This window comes from Arthrobacter sp. SO5 (genome assembly GCF_020532805.1).
In the GTDB taxonomy this organism is placed as follows: Bacteria; Actinomycetota; Actinomycetes; order Actinomycetales; family Micrococcaceae; genus Arthrobacter.
Map to the genome: position 1 here is coordinate 28,620 of NZ_MQTQ01000065.1, position 15,482 is coordinate 44,101.

At 67.6% G+C, this 15,482-nt stretch carries 16 protein-coding genes and 1 tRNA gene; 9 read left to right on the forward strand and 8 right to left on the reverse strand.

The features are described from left to right. Nucleotides 1-34 precede the first annotated feature (34 nt). Nucleotides 35-940: a PAC2 family protein gene (locus tag BJG92_RS11975; RefSeq protein ID WP_232084231.1), complete on the forward strand. Its 906-nt coding sequence runs from the start codon at nucleotides 35-37 to the stop codon at nucleotides 938-940. On the opposite strand, the gene mshC is transcribed toward BJG92_RS11975, so the two are convergent. Both mshC and BJG92_RS11985 read right to left on the reverse strand, forming a co-directional pair. After that, entirely contained in the window at nucleotides 937-2,244 is a 1,308-nt protein-coding gene (gene mshC, locus BJG92_RS11980; protein WP_232084232.1) for a cysteine--1-D-myo-inosityl 2-amino-2-deoxy-alpha-D-glucopyranoside ligase, read from the reverse strand. The two genes, BJG92_RS11975 and mshC, sit on opposite strands and share 4 nt — an antisense overlap. A gap of 15 nt (nucleotides 2,245-2,259) precedes the next feature. Beyond that, a complete protein-coding gene (locus BJG92_RS11985) occupies nucleotides 2,260-3,093 on the reverse strand; it encodes an undecaprenyl-diphosphate phosphatase (protein WP_232084233.1) in 834 nt (277 codons plus the stop codon). Between the two features lie 52 nt (nucleotides 3,094-3,145). Between BJG92_RS11985 and BJG92_RS11990 the strand changes: the two genes are divergently transcribed. Next, a complete protein-coding gene (locus BJG92_RS11990) occupies nucleotides 3,146-4,081 on the forward strand; it encodes an aldo/keto reductase (RefSeq protein ID WP_232084234.1) in 936 nt (311 codons plus the stop codon). Nucleotides 4,082-4,166: 85 nt separating this feature from the next. Beyond that, a complete protein-coding gene (locus tag BJG92_RS11995) occupies nucleotides 4,167-4,397 on the forward strand; it encodes a hypothetical protein (RefSeq protein ID WP_232084235.1) in 231 nt (76 codons plus the stop codon). A gap of 279 nt (nucleotides 4,398-4,676) precedes the next feature. Here BJG92_RS11995 and BJG92_RS12000 read toward each other — a convergent pair whose 3' ends face one another. After that, the gene (locus tag BJG92_RS12000; protein WP_232084236.1) at nucleotides 4,677-4,943 is read right to left on the reverse strand and encodes a hypothetical protein; all 267 of its coding nucleotides are present in this window, start codon (nucleotides 4,941-4,943) and stop codon (nucleotides 4,677-4,679) included. Nucleotides 4,944-4,982: 39 nt separating this feature from the next. Here BJG92_RS12000 and BJG92_RS12005 point away from each other — a divergent pair, with 39 nt between their 5' ends. Then, nucleotides 4,983-5,216, forward strand: coding sequence for a DUF5703 family protein (locus BJG92_RS12005; protein ID WP_232084237.1), 234 nt, complete (start codon nucleotides 4,983-4,985; stop codon nucleotides 5,214-5,216). Between the two features lie 10 nt (nucleotides 5,217-5,226). Here the strand turns inward: BJG92_RS12005 and BJG92_RS12010 are convergent, their stop codons facing one another. Then, complete coding sequence (locus BJG92_RS12010) at nucleotides 5,227-6,384, reverse strand: acyl-CoA dehydrogenase family protein (protein ID WP_232084333.1); 1,158 nt, start codon at nucleotides 6,382-6,384, stop codon at nucleotides 5,227-5,229. A gap of 19 nt (nucleotides 6,385-6,403) precedes the next feature. Next, on the reverse strand, nucleotides 6,404-7,708 hold the full coding sequence (locus tag BJG92_RS12015) for a M20/M25/M40 family metallo-hydrolase (RefSeq protein ID WP_232084238.1): 1,305 nt from the start codon (nucleotides 7,706-7,708) through the stop codon (nucleotides 6,404-6,406). A gap of 154 nt (nucleotides 7,709-7,862) precedes the next feature. Between BJG92_RS12015 and BJG92_RS12020 the strand changes: the two genes are divergently transcribed. From BJG92_RS12020 to BJG92_RS12030, 3 genes are all read left to right on the forward strand, one after another. Next, nucleotides 7,863-7,945 (forward strand) — tRNA-Leu (locus BJG92_RS12020). Between the two features lie 163 nt (nucleotides 7,946-8,108). Further along, nucleotides 8,109-8,714, forward strand: a complete 606-nt coding sequence (locus BJG92_RS12025) for a hypothetical protein (protein WP_232084239.1) — start codon at nucleotides 8,109-8,111, stop codon at nucleotides 8,712-8,714. 171 nt (nucleotides 8,715-8,885) lie between these two features. Beyond that, a complete protein-coding gene (locus BJG92_RS12030) occupies nucleotides 8,886-9,779 on the forward strand; it encodes a neutral zinc metallopeptidase (RefSeq protein WP_232084240.1) in 894 nt (297 codons plus the stop codon). 77 nt (nucleotides 9,780-9,856) lie between these two features. Here BJG92_RS12030 and BJG92_RS12035 read toward each other — a convergent pair whose 3' ends face one another. From BJG92_RS12035 to malQ, 3 genes are all read right to left on the reverse strand, one after another. Next, nucleotides 9,857-10,798 (reverse strand): hypothetical protein, encoded by a 942-nt coding sequence (locus tag BJG92_RS12035; protein WP_232084241.1) that lies wholly within the window; start codon nucleotides 10,796-10,798, stop codon nucleotides 9,857-9,859. Nucleotides 10,799-11,003: 205 nt separating this feature from the next. Further along, nucleotides 11,004-11,780, reverse strand: a complete 777-nt coding sequence (locus tag BJG92_RS12040) for an alkaline phosphatase family protein (RefSeq protein WP_232084242.1) — start codon at nucleotides 11,778-11,780, stop codon at nucleotides 11,004-11,006. A 315-nt stretch (nucleotides 11,781-12,095) separates the two neighbouring features. Continuing rightward, nucleotides 12,096-14,258 (reverse strand): 4-alpha-glucanotransferase, encoded by a 2,163-nt coding sequence (malQ, locus tag BJG92_RS12045; RefSeq protein ID WP_232084243.1) that lies wholly within the window; start codon nucleotides 14,256-14,258, stop codon nucleotides 12,096-12,098. 83 nt (nucleotides 14,259-14,341) lie between these two features. On the opposite strand from malQ, the gene BJG92_RS12050 reads away from it, so the two are divergent. Both BJG92_RS12050 and BJG92_RS12055 read left to right on the forward strand, forming a co-directional pair. Then, complete coding sequence (locus tag BJG92_RS12050) at nucleotides 14,342-14,716, forward strand: TraR/DksA C4-type zinc finger protein (protein WP_232084244.1); 375 nt, start codon at nucleotides 14,342-14,344, stop codon at nucleotides 14,714-14,716. After that, nucleotides 14,713-15,477 carry a M50 family metallopeptidase gene (locus BJG92_RS12055; protein ID WP_232084245.1) on the forward strand — a complete coding sequence of 255 codons (765 nt, stop codon included), beginning with the start codon at nucleotides 14,713-14,715 and terminating at the stop codon, nucleotides 15,475-15,477. The genes BJG92_RS12050 and BJG92_RS12055 overlap by 4 nt, the downstream gene beginning before the upstream one ends. The last annotated feature ends 5 nt before the right edge of the window (nucleotides 15,478-15,482 follow it).

Below are 15,482 nucleotides of genomic sequence, written 5' to 3' on the forward strand. Positions count from 1 at the left end.
GCGGGGGGCCGGTTGTTGGACGTAGGGTGAAGAGATGAACAGCTTCGAGGTAGACCCCACGGAAACGGGCGCCGTGCCCGAGCCGGAACGGCTGCTGCAGCCCGTGCCCGAGGGCCAGCGCATCACCGTGATGCTCGCCGCCTTCGAGGGCTGGAACGACGCCGGGGAGGCAGCGAGCGATGCCCTGCGCTACCTGAACAAGCTCTGGGGCGGCAAGAAGGTCGCTGCGATCGACGCCGACGAGTACTACGACTTCCAGTTCACCCGGCCCACGATCCGGCGCACTTCCTCCGGTGAACGGAAAATCAAGTGGCCGTCCACCCGCATCTTCAAGGCCAGCGTGCCGGACTCAAAGGTGGACGTCATCTTTGTCCAGGGCACGGAGCCGTCCTACAAGTGGCGCGCCTACACCGCCGAACTGCTGGTCCACGCGGCCGCGCTGCACGTGGACTACGTGATCCTGGTCGGTGCCCTGCTGGCGGATGTGCCGCACAGCAGGCCTATCCCGGTGAGTGCCTCCACGGACGATTCCGCCCTGCGCGAGCGGATGGACCTGGAGGCCTCGCAGTACGAGGGGCCGGTCGGAATTGTGGGTGTCCTCGCGGAAGTCGCCCTGCTGGCCGGGCTGCCCACGGTCTCGCTCTGGGCCGCCGTTCCGCACTATGTGGCACAGGCCCCCTCCCCGAAGGCCCAGTTGGCGCTGCTGCACCGGATCGAGGAGCTGCTGCAGCTTCCGCTGGACAGCCAGGACCTCGTTGAGGAATCGGACGCCTGGGAGCGCGGCGTCGACGAGCTCGCCACCGAGGACCCGGAAATTGCGGCGTACGTGCGCCAGTTGGAGGAAGCGAAGGACACCGCGGACCTCCCCGAGGCCAGCGGCGAGTCGATCGCCCGCGAGTTCGAGCGCTACCTCAAACGCCGCGGCAAGGAGAAACCCTAGAGCCGGACGCCCAGGATCGCGTCGACGGCGTCGCTCACGAGGGCCGCGTCCGCCGCCGCGGCGTGGGCGTCGTCCGCCGCCGCGGCGTGGGCGTCGTGGCGCGCCAGCGCGGCGGTGGCCCAGGCGTCGACGGCGGCCAGCGCGCCCGGGGCGTTGAGGTCGCTCGAGAGCTCCGCGCGCATCAAGGCCACGAGCGGAGCGGCCGAGCCTTCCGGGGCTACGGCCAGGGCCTCACGCCAGGCACGCAGCCGGTCCTTGGCCGCGGCGAACCCCGCGTCGGTCCAGGACCAGTCGGTGCGGTAGTGGTGGGCCAGGATGGCCAGCCGGATAGCAGCCGGATCCTCGCCGGCGGCCCGCAGCCTTGAAACCAGGACAAGGTTTCCCTTGGACTTGCTCATCTTCTCGCCGTCCAGCCCCACCATGCCCGCGTGGGCGAAATGGCGGGCCAGCGGCACACCGGCCAGCGAATACGCGTGGCCGGCGCCCATCTCGTGATGGGGGAAGATCAGGTCCGAGCCGCCGCCCTGCACGGTAAACGGCGCGGGCAGGTACGTGTGGGCGATGACGGTACATTCGATGTGCCAGCCGGGGCGTCCCTCCCCCAGCTCGCCGCCGGGCCAGCTCGGCTCCCCCTCGCGGGCAACCCGCCAGAGCAGCGGATCCAGCGCCTGGCGTTTGCCTGCACGGCCCGGGTCCCCGCCGCGTTCTGCGAATAGCTCCAGCATCTCGGCGTCGGACAGTCCGGAGACGGAGCCCAGGGTCCACGCGCCGGCCGCCTCGGCCGAGTGCTTGCCGGCGGCTTCGACGTCGTAGTACACATCGCCGTCGGGCTCCCCGGCGGCGCCGTCCACGCGGTAGGCCAGGCCCCGGTGAACAAGCTGCTCAATGGCCGGCACAATCCTCGGGATGGCTTCGACGGCGCCGACGTACCGGTCCGGGGCCAGCACGTTGAGCGCTTCCATGTCCGTCTGGAAGAGCGTGATCTGGCTCGCGGCGAGCTCGCGCCAGTCCACGCCGGTCGCGGTCGCCCGCTCCAGCAGGGGATCGTCGACGTCGGTCACGTTCTGCACGTAGGCGACCTGCTGCTTGCCGTCGCGCCAGGCGCGGTTGAGCAGGTCAAAGGCGACGTAGCTGGCCGCGTGACCCATGTGCGTGGCGTCATAGGGGGTGATTCCGCAGACGTACATGGACTGCTGGCCCGTTGCCTCGAGCGCCACGACCTCGCCCTTGACGGTGTCGAAGAGCCGGAGGGCAGGCATGCTGCCGGGGAGCTGGGGAACGGGGCGGGAGGTCCAGGATTTCACAACCCAAGCCTAGTGCTAGGCGCTGATGACATTGAAACCGAGCAGAAGGTAGAGGGCCAGGCCAAGGATGATCCGGTACCAGACGAACAGGCTGTAGCCGCGGGTGGAGACGTACTTCAGGAACCAGCCGATGATGATGTAGCCCACCACGAAGGCGATGGCGGTGGCGAGGGCGGTTTCCGGCAGGCCGTAGGGGCCCGTGATGCCTTCCTTGGAGAGCACCTTGTACAGCTGGTACAGCCCGCTGCCGAAGACCGCGGGGATCGCCAGCAGGAAGGAGTAGCGGGCGGCGGCTTCACGGGTGTAGCCCATCAGCAGTCCGGCGGTGATGGTGCCGCCGGAGCGGGACACCCCGGGAATGAGGGCCATGGCCTGGGCCAGACCGTAGTAGAGGCCGTGTTTGTAGGTGAGCTGGCTGAGTTCGCGGTCCTGGCGCCCGACGGCGTCAGCGACCGCCAGGACCACACCGAAGACGATGAGGGTGGTGGCCACGATCCACAGGCTGCGCAGCACGGACTCGATCTGGTCCTGGAAGAGCAGCCCGAGCACGATGATCGGCAGGCTGCCCAGGATCACGAGCCAGCCCATCCTCGCGTCCGGGTTCTGCCGCGGGACCCTGCCCGTGAGCGAACCCGCCCACGCCCTGACGATCCGCACGATGTCGCGCCAGAAGTAGAGGATGACCGCGGATTCGGTGCCGAGCTGCGTGATGGCCGTGAAGGCGGCCCCGGGGTCGGCCGCCGCCGGCAGCAGCGCGCCGACGATCCGCAGATGCGCGCTTGAGGATATCGGGAGGAATTCTGTCAGTCCCTGCACAAGGCCCAGCAGGGCCGCTTCTAACCAGTTCACGTTCATAGACCCTACGTCATGAAGCCTGCCGAACCCCCGTAAGCTTGCTGACATGCAGCAGCGATATGTCGGCAACAGTGGGTTGCGTGTGTCCGCCCTTTCCCTTGGCACGATGTCCTGGGCCCGGGAAATCGATGAGCAGGATGCCTCCGTGCTGCTGCGCACGTTCGTGGACGGCGGCGGGACCCTGATCGATACCGCGGCGTCCTACGCGGACGGCCAGGCCGAGGCCGTGCTCGGCGGGATGCTCGGCGACGTCGTCGCCCGCTCCGAAGTGGTGATTTCCACGAAAGCCGGGCTGACGACGTCGGACGGCCGCCGGAGCGTGGACACCTCCCGCAACGGAATGCTCACCGGCCTTGACGCGAGCCTGGCCCGGCTCGGTACCGACTACGTGGACCTCTGGTTGGCCCATGCCTGGGACGCCAACGTGCCGCTGGAGGAAACACTTTCCGCGCTGGAATACGCCGTCCGCTCCGGACGGGCCCGCTACGCGGGTGTCTCCAACTTCAACGGCTGGCAGACCGCCAAGGCCGCCGCGACCGCAGGTTTCCCGCTCGTCGCCAGCCAGTCCGAGTACTCCCTGGTGAACCGCTCGGCCGAGGCCGAACTGATTCCCGCCGTCGAAGACGCGGGACTGGGCCTGATGGCCTGGGGGCCCCTGGGCCGCGGAGTGCTGACCGGCAAGTACCGCGGGCACATCCCGGCGGATTCACGGGCGGCCCAGTCGCGGCTGGCCAGCTACGTGGAACCCTTCCTGGAGGGCAAGGCGTCCAGCACTGTCGAGGCTGTTGCGATGGCAGCGAAGGGGCTCGGGCGCTCTGCCCTGGACGTCTCGCTGAGCTGGCTGCTGTCCCAGCACGGCGTGGCCACTGCGATCGTGGGCGTACGGACGGCCGTCCAGCTCAAGGAAGTCCTGGATTCGACGCTGGCGCCGCTGCCGCCGGAGATTGCCCAGGCGCTGGAGGACGTTTCCGCCCCCGCCTGAGCAGGGTTAGCTCCCTGCTGGCCGCGTGGCCGGAGGATTCTGCTCGCGCTGGGGTCCAATGGGAACGACGCATCGTGCGGGATGAATGAAGGGCTTCGATGTCGTGTTCGAAGTCGGGCTCCTGGTCCAGTTCCTCATTGAAGACAAAGAACCTATAGGCCAGGAAGCGGAACGAAGTGCTCAGGACGAGGCCTACGAGGCCTCCGGCGATGAAGTCCGCGGTGAACGAGGTGAAGCCGAGGACGTAGCGGGAGATGATCTGGCAGGCCAGGACGATGCCGAGTGGCTACGACTGTGGACACCACGCGCGCTTTGATGGTGCTCTCTGACATCGGACCGTGCCACAGGTAGGTGTAGATGCCGTTATCGATGAGCCATCCCAGGCCCCCTACGAGACCGAACTTTGCGGCCTCGCGCCAGAGAAGGCCTACGACGGCCCGGACACGGGTGGCCGCGGTGCCTACTGGCGTCACCACGGGCAGCGATCACCGCGCATTGGAAAAAGTCCGAACGAAACCACGTGATAGTCCTCTGATGCATGTTTTCGCCGCTCTTTCGGCGCAGGTCTGTCAGGCTACCACCGGCCACGGCGCGATTAGTCCTGGAGGATCTCGAGGTCTTCCTCGTCGTCGACGTCCTCGTCCTCGTCGTCTTCGCTGTCGTCCTCGATCACTTCGAGCGGTGTCACTTCCCCATACGCTTCATAGAGTGAGTCGTCGTAGACTTCAAAGGCATCGGCAACGGCGAAGAAGGCTGCCTCAACTGCCGGGTCCCCGTCCCCGCGGCGTGCGACAACGGTGGAGAGGTGCTCTTCGAGGGCGGCGGTGAGGGACTGAAGCGCGACACGCGGATCGATGCTCATGACTTCACGTTAGCGGGAAAAAGACGAAAACGGAGAGCAATGAAGGAACATTTTCTGAGCAGCTCAGTCCGGCGGGAGCGGGACTACCTGAGGCAGTACGAGTACCTCGTACTGACGGTCAGCGCTGAAGATTCCCTGCCCGAGGCCCGGCGTCGGCTGGTGGAACATTCCGAATACGGCAAGTGGGAACTGGAACGCAGCGTGCTGTACTTAGGCGGCGGCCGCCGCTTCTGGCTCCGCCGCAAAGTCATCCAGGTCCAGCGGACCGTTTAGCCGGTGTGGTTTACTCCAGCGGCCCGAGCCAGGCATTCGCGACGGTGTTGTGCGCCGACTCGTCGTCCGAGGGATGGAACATTCCTGCCAGCACGTCCCGGTACAGCCGCTCCAACTCGGACCCGCGGAAGTAGCTGGATCCTCCGGACACCCGGATCGCCAGGTCCACCACCGTGCGGGCAGTCTCCGTCGCCCGGACCTTGAGGCCCACGAGCCTGGGGAACCACTGGCTGCCGTGCTCGGCCAGTGCGTCAACGTCCCCTGCCACTGCCGACAACTGGGGGTACAGCGCGTCCATGGCCATCGCCGCTTCCGCCACCTTCCAGCGGATGTCCGGATCCTGGGCGTAGCTGCGGCCCCCGTTCTTGAACGAGGTCCGTCGCTTGACGGCCTCGACCCCGAGTCCGAGCGCCCGTTCGCCGATGCCCGTGTACACGGCCGCGAGCAGGGTCTCGAAGCAGGCGAAGATAGCGAAGATCAGCGGATCCGGGTTGGGTCCGACCGGCAGTTTGCGGAAGATGCGGCCCGCCGGCACGACGGCGCCGTCCAGCACCGTCGTGTTGGACTGGCTGGCCCGCATGCCCAGGGTGTCCCAGTCCGCAAGGATCGCGTAGCCGGGGGTGTCCCGGGTGATGAAGCCATGAACCAGTTCGCCCTCCCCGTCCCGGGCCGAGCCGTCCTTGCCGAAAATCCCCAGCCGGGTCCACGCCGGTGACAGGCTCGTGAAAATCTTCCGGCCAGTGAAGGCGTAACCGCCGCCGGCCTGCGGGACGGCAGCGGTGCGGGAGTCGAAAAGCACCGAATCGTTGCCCGCCTCGGAGTTGCCGAATGCGAAGATTTCCCCCTGCGCGGCTTCCTTCAGGACGAAGTCGAGCGAGGAGTCGCCCCGGGCGGCCAGGACATGCGCGACGCCGGTCCACACGAGGTGCATGTTGATCGCCAGCGCGGTGGCCGGGGCCGCCGTCGCCAGCCGCCTCTGCAGCTGCGCCGCGGACGCCAGCCCAAGCCCCAGGCCGCCGTCGGAGGCCGGAACGAAGATCTTCAGGTAGCCGGCCGCCGTCAGTTCCGCGAGGTCCTCGTGGAAGAAGGCGTTGTCACGGTCGTAGCCTGCGGCGCGGCCCCGGATCCGTTCCAGCAGGGCATCGGGCAGGACGTCCCCGGGTGTCAGTGGCGTTGTCATGGCGGCCTCAGTAGTTGGTGAGCAGGGTGTCCAGCACCCGCGCGCCGAATTTCAGGGATTCGGCCGGGACGCGTTCATCCACGCCGTGGAACATGCCGGTGAAGTCCAGTTCGTCCGGAAGCTGGAGCGGGGCGAAGCCGTAACCGGTGATGCCGAGCCGGCTCAGGGACTTGTTGTCCGTGCCGCCGGAGAGCGTGTACGGCAGGACCTTGGCGCCCGGGTCCTCGGAGTGGAGCGCGTCGATCATGGAGTCCACGAGGTTGCCGGCGAATGGAACTTCCAGGGAGACGTCGTTGTGGACGTAGCTGACGTCCACGCCCGTGCCGGCGAGTTCCCGGACGACCTCCAGGACGTGCTCCTCCTGGCCGGGAAGCGTCCGGCAGTCGATGAGGGCCTCGGCCGATTCGGGGATGACGTTGTGCTTGTAGCCGCCCTTGAGCAGGGTGGGGTTGGCGGTGTTCTGCAGGGTCGCTCCGACGAAGCGGGCCACCGTGCCGAGTTTCTTCAGGATCTTCTCGGGATCGTCCGGATCGAATTCGACGCCCGTGAGTTCCGTCACGCCGTCGAGGAACTGCCGGGTGGTGGGCGTGAGCTCGATGGGCCACCGGTATTCCCCGATCCGGGACACTGCACTGGCAAGCCGCGTGACGGCGTTGTCCGTGTTGATCTGGGAGCCGTGGCCTGCGCGGCCGTGGGCGACGAGGCGGAGCCAGGAGATGCCCTTCTCGGCGGTCTGGAGCAGGTAGGTGCGCTGGCCGCCGATGGTGGCGGAGAAGCCGCCAACCTCGGAGATCGCCTCGGTGGCGCCGTCAAAGAGTTCGGGCCGCTTTTCGACCGCGTAGCGGGCGCCATAGGTGCCGCCGGCTTCCTCGTCGGCGAAAAACGCGAAGATCAGGTCCCGCTTGGGTTTGCGGCCCGTGCGGGCGAAGTTGCGCAGCACGGCGAGGATCATGGCGTCCATGTCCTTCATGTCCACCGCACCGCGGCCCCAGATCATGCCGTCCTTGAGTTCGGCGCCGAAGGGGTCCATCGACCATTGTTCACGGAGGGCCGGGACGACGTCCAGGTGCCCGTGGACCACGAGGGCACTGGCGGACTGGTCCTGCCCGGCGAGCCTTGTCACGACGCTGGCCCGGCCCGGGGCTGCCTCGAAGATCTCGGCGTCCAGGCCGACCTCGGTCATGAGCCCGGCCGTGTATTCGGCCGCCGCCCGCTCCCCCGGTCCGCTGCCGTCACCGTAGTTGGAAGTGTCGATCCGGATCAGATCCTGGCAGATGCTGACGACTTCGTCCTCGGGGCGTATTTCAGTCATGGTTCACTCCTCGTGGCGGCGGCTCAATTGCTGGCTTCAGCCTACCCACAAGCCCCGATTATTTGTTTGCGGAAAAGTCATGCTAGAGTCTTTCTCGCTGCTTCGGAGAGAACCGAAACGCTGAAAGGCGAAAAGGTCCACCGGATTACCACCTGCGCGGGTGGCGGAATGGCAGACGCGCTAGCTTGAGGTGCTAGTCCTCGAAAGGGGGTGGGGGTTCAAGTCCCCCTCCGCGCACAAGGGAAACCCCCGGAATCCAAGGATTCCGGGGGTTTTTTGTGTTTGCACGCAGCGAGGATGCTCCGCCTGACACCGGGCGTCGAACCTGCCGTCCAGCCCGCCACCGGTAGGATCGGTGCAAACGCCGCACTGCGGCGATAGTCCCGGAGAGAGACAGCCCGTGAAGAAACCCCTGGTCCTTGCCGCGTCCCTGGCCGGAATCGTCCTGGCCGTCGCGGCGTGCACACCGGCAGCCCCCCAATCCGCCACCCCAGGCTCAGCACCTTCGACGTCCGCCCCCGCCACCGGCTGGGAACTGAGCCCGACGGGAAGCGCAGGGCGCATCGCGGCCGCCGGGCTCGAAGTGCTCGACGCCGAGGGCCACGTCGAGCACTTCCACGCGCACCTGGATGTCTTCGCGGACGGCACGGCGATCACCGTTCCGGCCAACATCGGCATCGCCGTCGACGCCGCCGACAAGCCGGTGGGCATCTCCGCCCTGCACAGCCATGACCCTTCCGGCATCATCCACGTCGAAGCGCCCAAAGCCGGCGATACCTTCACCCTTGGCCAGTTCCTCACGGAGTGGGGCGTCTTGAACGGCACGAGTACCAGCCCTGGCTCCCCGCAATCGGATATTACGGGCTGGTCCGCAGCCGTGAACGGGCAGAAGCGGGACGGCAGCCTCAACTCAATCGTCCTGAAGGCCCGCGACGAGATCGTGGTGTTCCACGGCCCGGCGCCTGATCCGCTGCCGGGCTCGTACACGTTTCCGGAAGGCTACTAGCCCCGGCAGTTGCCCGGGGGACGCCTGCAGCGAGCCGTCGCCACAAGGCGGCGCCACAAGCCGTGGACACCGCGGGCCGGCGCTCCTATCCTTGAGCCCTGGGGGGATGACTCAATCGAGTCGCGTCGGATACGGCATGGCCTGGTCTCATCGTTGACCAAGGAGTGCCTCATGAACAGTCGTCAAGCCGTACCGATTGCCGTCCTCGCAGCCGCCGTGCTGTTGACCTCCTGCAGCACCGGCAGCACACCCCCGGGCGCAGGAGCCACGGCAAGCACCACCGGAACTGCCACTGCGGAGTCCTCGCCGGCCCCCACGACCACAGCGGCCAGCCCCACTCCCCTGCCGCCACCGACGCAACTGGTAGCCGTGGTCCCGGCGGCTGCCGGGGAGCTTGCCGCCAACGCGGACCGCCTCTACTGCCTGCCTGACTCCGCGAAAGGCTGCCACAGCTATGAGGAAATGCAAAGCTACCTGACCCACGTGATCGCAGTGGTCGCGCCGATGTTCGACCAGCAGTACGGGGCAGCGGACCGCCCGGCCGCCTTCAACTACGTGGCAGCAGGATTGACCGGCACCATAGCCTGCCTCAAGGACGACGGCACTCCGGACCAGTTCAGCAGCCAGGACTACTCCTACTGCACGGCAGACCGGGCAATGTACGCCGGTCAGGACGAGCTCTGGAATCTGTACAAGACCGTCGGCGGCGCGGCTCCCGCCATCGGGTACGCCCATGAGTGGGGACACCACGTCCAGAACATGATGGGGGTCCCAGTCCCGGAAACGGAAGAACAGAACACCCTGCTGGAAAACCAGGCGGATTGCATCGCCGGCGCCTGGGCCGGGTTTGCGGCCAAGGCCGGCCAGCTGAAGTACCCTGGCGACGTCGGTGACCTCAACGCCGTCCTGGCCGCGATCGCCGTCGACACGCCGGAACCCGGGGTGCCGCCGGTTGCGCCGGCTCCTGCGGCCCTGCAGGAGCGGGCCAACTCGTTCACCAACGGCCACGACAACGGTCTCGCCGCGTGCAACAGCTACTTCCCCGAAACTCCCGTCGCGAAGTAAGCGCCCTGGCAGGCAACAGCAGCGGCGAAAGGCCCTGGAATCCGGGGATTCCAGGGCCTTTCGCCGAACCTGGCGTTTTACTTGTACAGCACCCGCTGGATCTGCAGGACCTCCGAGGTGGAGACGACATTGACCCTGACGTACTCATTCACGGAGGCCTCGCCCTCAACAGTGACCCTGGTGAGGTTGGACGCGGCGCCGGAAATACCGTAGAAGGACAGCCACTTCGAGTTCGTCAACGGCTTGTCCTTGGCGTAGGTGTGGGTGTCGCCGTTGAACAGGAAGACCGGCTTCTGGAAGGCCTTGCTTTCACTGGCGATCGCCCGCACGATGCTCTGGAAGGCGTTGCGGTACCCGGTGTTCTGGGTTCCTGGGGCGAACATGTCCGCCTGGGTCATCAGGACCACAGCCCTGCTGTTGTTCGCCTTCGCGGTGGCGAAGGCGCTTTGGACCTGCGCGACGGCGGCGTTCACCCGGGCCTTCTCCTCGGCCACCTGTTCCGCGGTGGCCTTCGTGAAGCCGAGTCCGCTCCACGGCCGGAGGTCATTCTCCGAACCGACGATGTGAAGGGACGAGATGGTCAGCCCGCCGGCGGCGAAGGTCACATTCTCCTTATAGCCGGACTGGGCCGTGACGGAGATCGGGTTCTGGCCCAGGGTCCGGCCAGCGGTCGGGAAGAAGACCGACCTGATGGCGGAGAGCCGCTCCAGCGGATTGGCCTTACCGATGCTGGCCCGGTGGCAGTCCGCCCACTCGTTGTCACCCGGGGTGTACACCAGCGGGTCGACGAACTTGTCGAAGTTCGCCTTGATCTTCTGGTAGTAGGTGTCGGAGCAGATTCCCGCGCCGATGTCGCCGAGATGCCCGACCATCCGCACGTTGGCATCCGCATTGATTTGCGCGATCCGTTTCGGAAAGAGGCTCAATTGGGCGCTGCCGTAGGGCGTGTCCCCGATGACGGCAAAGCTGTAGGTCGTGGCGGCGCCGGCGGTGCCGACGACGCTTCCAGTGATTCCCATTGTCAGAGCCAGCCCGGCACCAGCCACCCGCACGATACTTTTCATCTGTCTTCTCCCCGTAAACATCGGCTATGCATCGGACATGCCTGCGCAACGATTGTTGCTGGTGCTTTTGGCGATCAGAGTAACCGCACGGCACCTGGATGGAACGAGTAGCCACTACTGGTCCGCCGGTCAAGTACCACGTGCACGCAACGCAGAAACACTATTTCAGCAGGTCACTCATGAGCGGAGCATCCCTGTCGTTGCCCGTGAGGGGCTGCAGTCCCCACGCGGCTTCGATGGTGTGCAGCAGGGAATAGTGGGTGTACCGGTTGGTGGAGGTGTACCCCTGCTTGGCCGCGGGGCCGGCGAAGACTGCGACTACCTGGTTGTTGTCGTTGCTGCCTTCGTCCCAGGTGACTACGAGGAGGGAGTTCTGGGTCCTGAAGGCCGGCGAGTCGAGAATCTTGCCGGCCTCCCGCGCCAGCCAGTCGTCGCCGGTCTGCACGGGGCAGTCGTGTGTGTCGCTGCACATGTCGGGGGTGATGAAGACGTAGTTCGGGAGGCTGGCGGCCGATCCCAGATCCTGGTCCAGCTGGCTGAAGGGCACCACATGGGCTGCGCACGAGGCCCGGTCCCTGGTCACTGAGGGGTAGTACATGAACGGGTTATGTTTCACGGCGTACTTTCCCGAGTCGTTCGCCTGGCAGGGTCCGGGCATCCCCTCGGCATACATCTTCCAGCTCCGTCCTGACTCCGCTACGGAGTCGGCGATGCTACGAACGTCCGCCCTGCAGCCTTTGTCCTTGGGGCGGCAGTTGTCTGTAATGCCGGCCGTCGTGCCGCTGGTCAGGGCGATGTAGTTCGGCAGGCTTGGATGCGTGATGGCGTGGTAGTTGGCGGCGAGCGCGTAGTCGTTCGCCAGCTTGTTGAGGTAGGGCGCGTCAGCGGACTGCAGGATCTCCGAGACGGGCTTGTTCTCGAGGAGGATGATGACCACGTGGTCCAGCCCGCCGCTGCTCGGAGTTGACCCGGTGGGTGACGGAGCGGGACTGGAGCTGGACGGACGGGCGCTCGAGGGACCGGTGCTCGAGGGACCGGCGCTTGAGGGCGCCGAGGCAGTCGGGGACGGTCTGGTGCTTGAGGGGGGCGGCGTGGGGGCAGGCTGCGGAGATGTGCACCCGGCCAGGAGCAGGCTCAGCGCAAAACATCCGGCAAGAGAGCGTTTCACGGATCGCCTCATCGCTACATGCTAGCCGGAGGCGCCCGCCACAGCCATAGCCTGCGAACTTGGCCCCGGACAGTCCGGCTGCCGTTACTCCCCCGGGTGCAGCGCCGTCCCGACGGTGTCGAGGAGCGAACGGAAACGGGGATCCTCGGCGAGGCTGTCGAGGAGGACAGTCCCGCCCGGCCCGGCGAGCGGTATGCACCAGTTCGGGTATTGGGTGCTGGTCCCGGGCTGGTTCTGGGTCCGGGTCTCGCCGACGGCGTCCACCAGCGCCACGCCCAGCAGCGACGACGGCGTCAGAGCCGTATACGCGTACAGCGCCTCGACCGTGCGCTGGACATCGGCGCCCGCGGAGACGTCAGCGGGGAGCAGGCCGCGTTCCCGGACGAGGGAGAGCACCGCCTCCTGTTCTGCGACGGCCTCGGCGCGTTCTTCTTCCACCGGACGCCGCAGGAGCCCCAGCGATTCACGGAGGGTGACGTGTACGCCGGCCAGGTAACCCGCCGTCGGGGGCAGGTCGTGCGTGTTGACGCTGGTGAGGCATTGCTGGCGGTACCGTTCCGGCGCAAGGGGGCCGCCGGCGTCGTGCTCGAACCATAGGATCGAGGTGCCGAAGATCCCGCGCTCGGCCAGATAGTCACGCACCCAGGGCTCAAACACGCCCAGGTCTTCCCCGATGACGACTGCCCCGGCGCGTTGCGCCTCCAGGGCAAGGATTCCGATGAGCGCCTCATGGTCGTAATAGACGTACGTACCCTCCCCCGGTCCGGCCCCTGCCGGGATCCACCACAGGCGGAACAGCCCCAGGATGTGGTCAACGCGGATCCCGCCGGCATGCCGGAGCACGGTCCTGAGCATGTCCCGGTAGGCGGTGTAGCCGGACTCCGCGAGCCGTCCCGGGTGCCACGGCGGCTGGGTCCAGTCCTGGCCCTGCTGATTGAACATGTCCGGCGGGGCGCCGACCGTGACACCACCGGCCAGTACAGCGTCGAGGGTCCACGCATCGGAGCCGCCGCGCTTGACGCCCACCGCCAGGTCGTGGATGACGCCGATCTCCATGCCAGCCTGCGTAGCGGACCGCTGGACGGCCTCAAGCTGCTGGTCACAGAGCCACTGCAGCCAGCGGTGGAACTCGATCCGGCCGGCGAGCCGGACCCGTTGTTCGGCGCAGTACGGCGTTCCGGGATCCGCGGCGGCGCCGGCCCATTCGGGGGCATCGGGTGCCAGCTGCTCGGCCAGGGCACACCAGAGCGCGAAGTCGTCCAGTCCCGGGCCCTGGTCCGAACAGAAGTCCGCGAACTGCTGCGTGCGGGCCGGACCCCGACGGACCCGGAACACGAGCTCCAGGGCGGCCAGCTTCGCGGCGAAACTGGCGTTGCGGTCCAGGTGGTCCGCGGAACGGTTGGCGTCCTCGAACTGCCCGGCGAGCTGCGCGATCCGGGCTTGCTCCGCCGGGTCCAGATAGCCGTGTTCGGGAATCTCCTCCACCCTAAGGTAGAGCGGGTTGAAGAAACGCCGGGTGGAAGGCAGGTACGGGGAATCCTCCACCGGGGGCCCGGGCTCGGCCGCGTGCAACGGGTTGACCAGGACAAAGCCGGCCCCCGCCTGCCCGGAAATTGCGGCGAGGTCCATGAGGTCCGCGAAATCGCCGATTCCCCAGGACCGGAGGGAGCGCACGGAGTAGAGCTGCGCGGTCAGTCCCCAGTGCCGCCGGCCCGCGAGCGCCCCGGTTGTTTGCAGCCGCCGGGGCGTGACCACCAGCGGGCACTCGGCAACCCCGCCGGCCGTCTCCGCCACCAGGGTGTGCCAGCCCAGGGGCAGATCGTCCGGGACGGCGAAGGTCGCCCGTCCGGTGAGGACGCCGTCAAGCTCGAGGGGAGGGTCCCAGTTCTCGCGCTGTTCCGCCTCGTGCCGGCGGCCGTCCTCGGCGATGACCCGGACAGTGGCGTGGCTGCCGTGCGGCACATGGACGTTGACGAGGTGCTCCTGGCCCTCCCGGCCGACGACTACCGGGGGCAGGGTGCGGCGCCACGGCGCCACCTTGGTCTCGTCCAGGGAACGCTGCAGCTCCCCGGGGCCCTCCACCGGGACTCCCAGCGCAGCCAGGACGCCGCGCAGGGTGCTTTCCGGGACGGAGCGCTGCGTGCCGTCCCAGCCCCAGTAGGAGGTCCCGACGCCGTGGGCCGCCGCGAGCTCGTGCAGGAGGGTGTCCGCCTGGTGGGTGCTGTCGTGGTACGTTCCGTCCGCCATGGGGCAACTCTAGACGCAAGGCCGCCGGTCCCGCGTCGGCTCGCCTTAGGCGCGGCCGGCCCGCGGCGCTAGCCTTGGAGCCTATGGTCGACGTCGAACGGTTCCGGATTCTCCTTCACGAGGAGCGCCGCCGGAAGCTTGCCCTCCTGCCCGCCGTCCGCCGGGACATCACGTCCGTGAACGCCGCCCGCCAGGACTCCAACGTCGACGACGAACACGATCCAGAGGGTGCCACGATCGCATTCGAGCTGCAGCAGGCCTCGGCGCTGCTGGAGCACAGCAGGGCGTCCCTGGCGCAGATCGAGGCGGCGCTGGGCCGCATCGGGGACGGGAGCTACGGCATCTGCCAGGTGTGCGGCGGGGAGATCGCCGAGGGCCGGCTGGAGGCCAGGCCCTCGACGCCGTTCTGCATCCGGCACAGCTCAGGCACCTCAGGCACCTCAGGAAGCCAATCATGAACAACCCCGCAGTAACCTGGTGGGACCGGATCGTCTCCGGCTTCACCCAGGCCCCGGTCCCGCACGTCACGGGCACCGAACTCGCCCTGGTGGTCCTCCTCGCCGTCGCGCTCTCCCTGCCCCGCGTGACCTGGCGGTACTTCGGGCTGATGGCCACCGTGACCCACGAACTCGGCCACGCCTTCGCCGCCGTCACCACGGGCCAGCGCCTCGGCGGGATCCGGCTGGGCCTGGACCACTCCGGCACCACCACTACGTACAGCCGGCGTCCGCTGGCAGCGGTCTGGTCCACGTTCTGGGGCTACCCGGTGCCTGCGGTGGTCGGCGCCGCGATGGTCTGGAGCGGATTCAACGGCTGGGGGCCGGCGGCGATGTCGGTGGGAACCTTCGTGCTGCTGGCCTCCTTCCTGTTCATCCGCAACGGGATGGGCCTGCTGATCACTGCCGCGGCGGTGCTGGCCGCCGCGCTGCTCGTGCTGTTTGTTCCGCCGGAATTCAACGGCCACGTCATGATCGTGCTCGGACTGGCGCTCCTGGTCGCCGCCGTCCGTGATCTGGGAAAACTCGCCAACGTGCACCTGCGGCGCCGTGACCGGCTGCCGACGTCGGACGCGTTCCTGCTGTACCGGGCCACGCGCGTCCCCGCCGCCGTCTGGATCGTCCTCTTCGGCGCTGTGGTGGGGGCCGCCTGGTGGTTCGCCTGGCAGCCGATGGCGCAGGTGTTCGCCACAGTGCCGGCGCCGGGCATTTTCCCGGCATAGGCTGG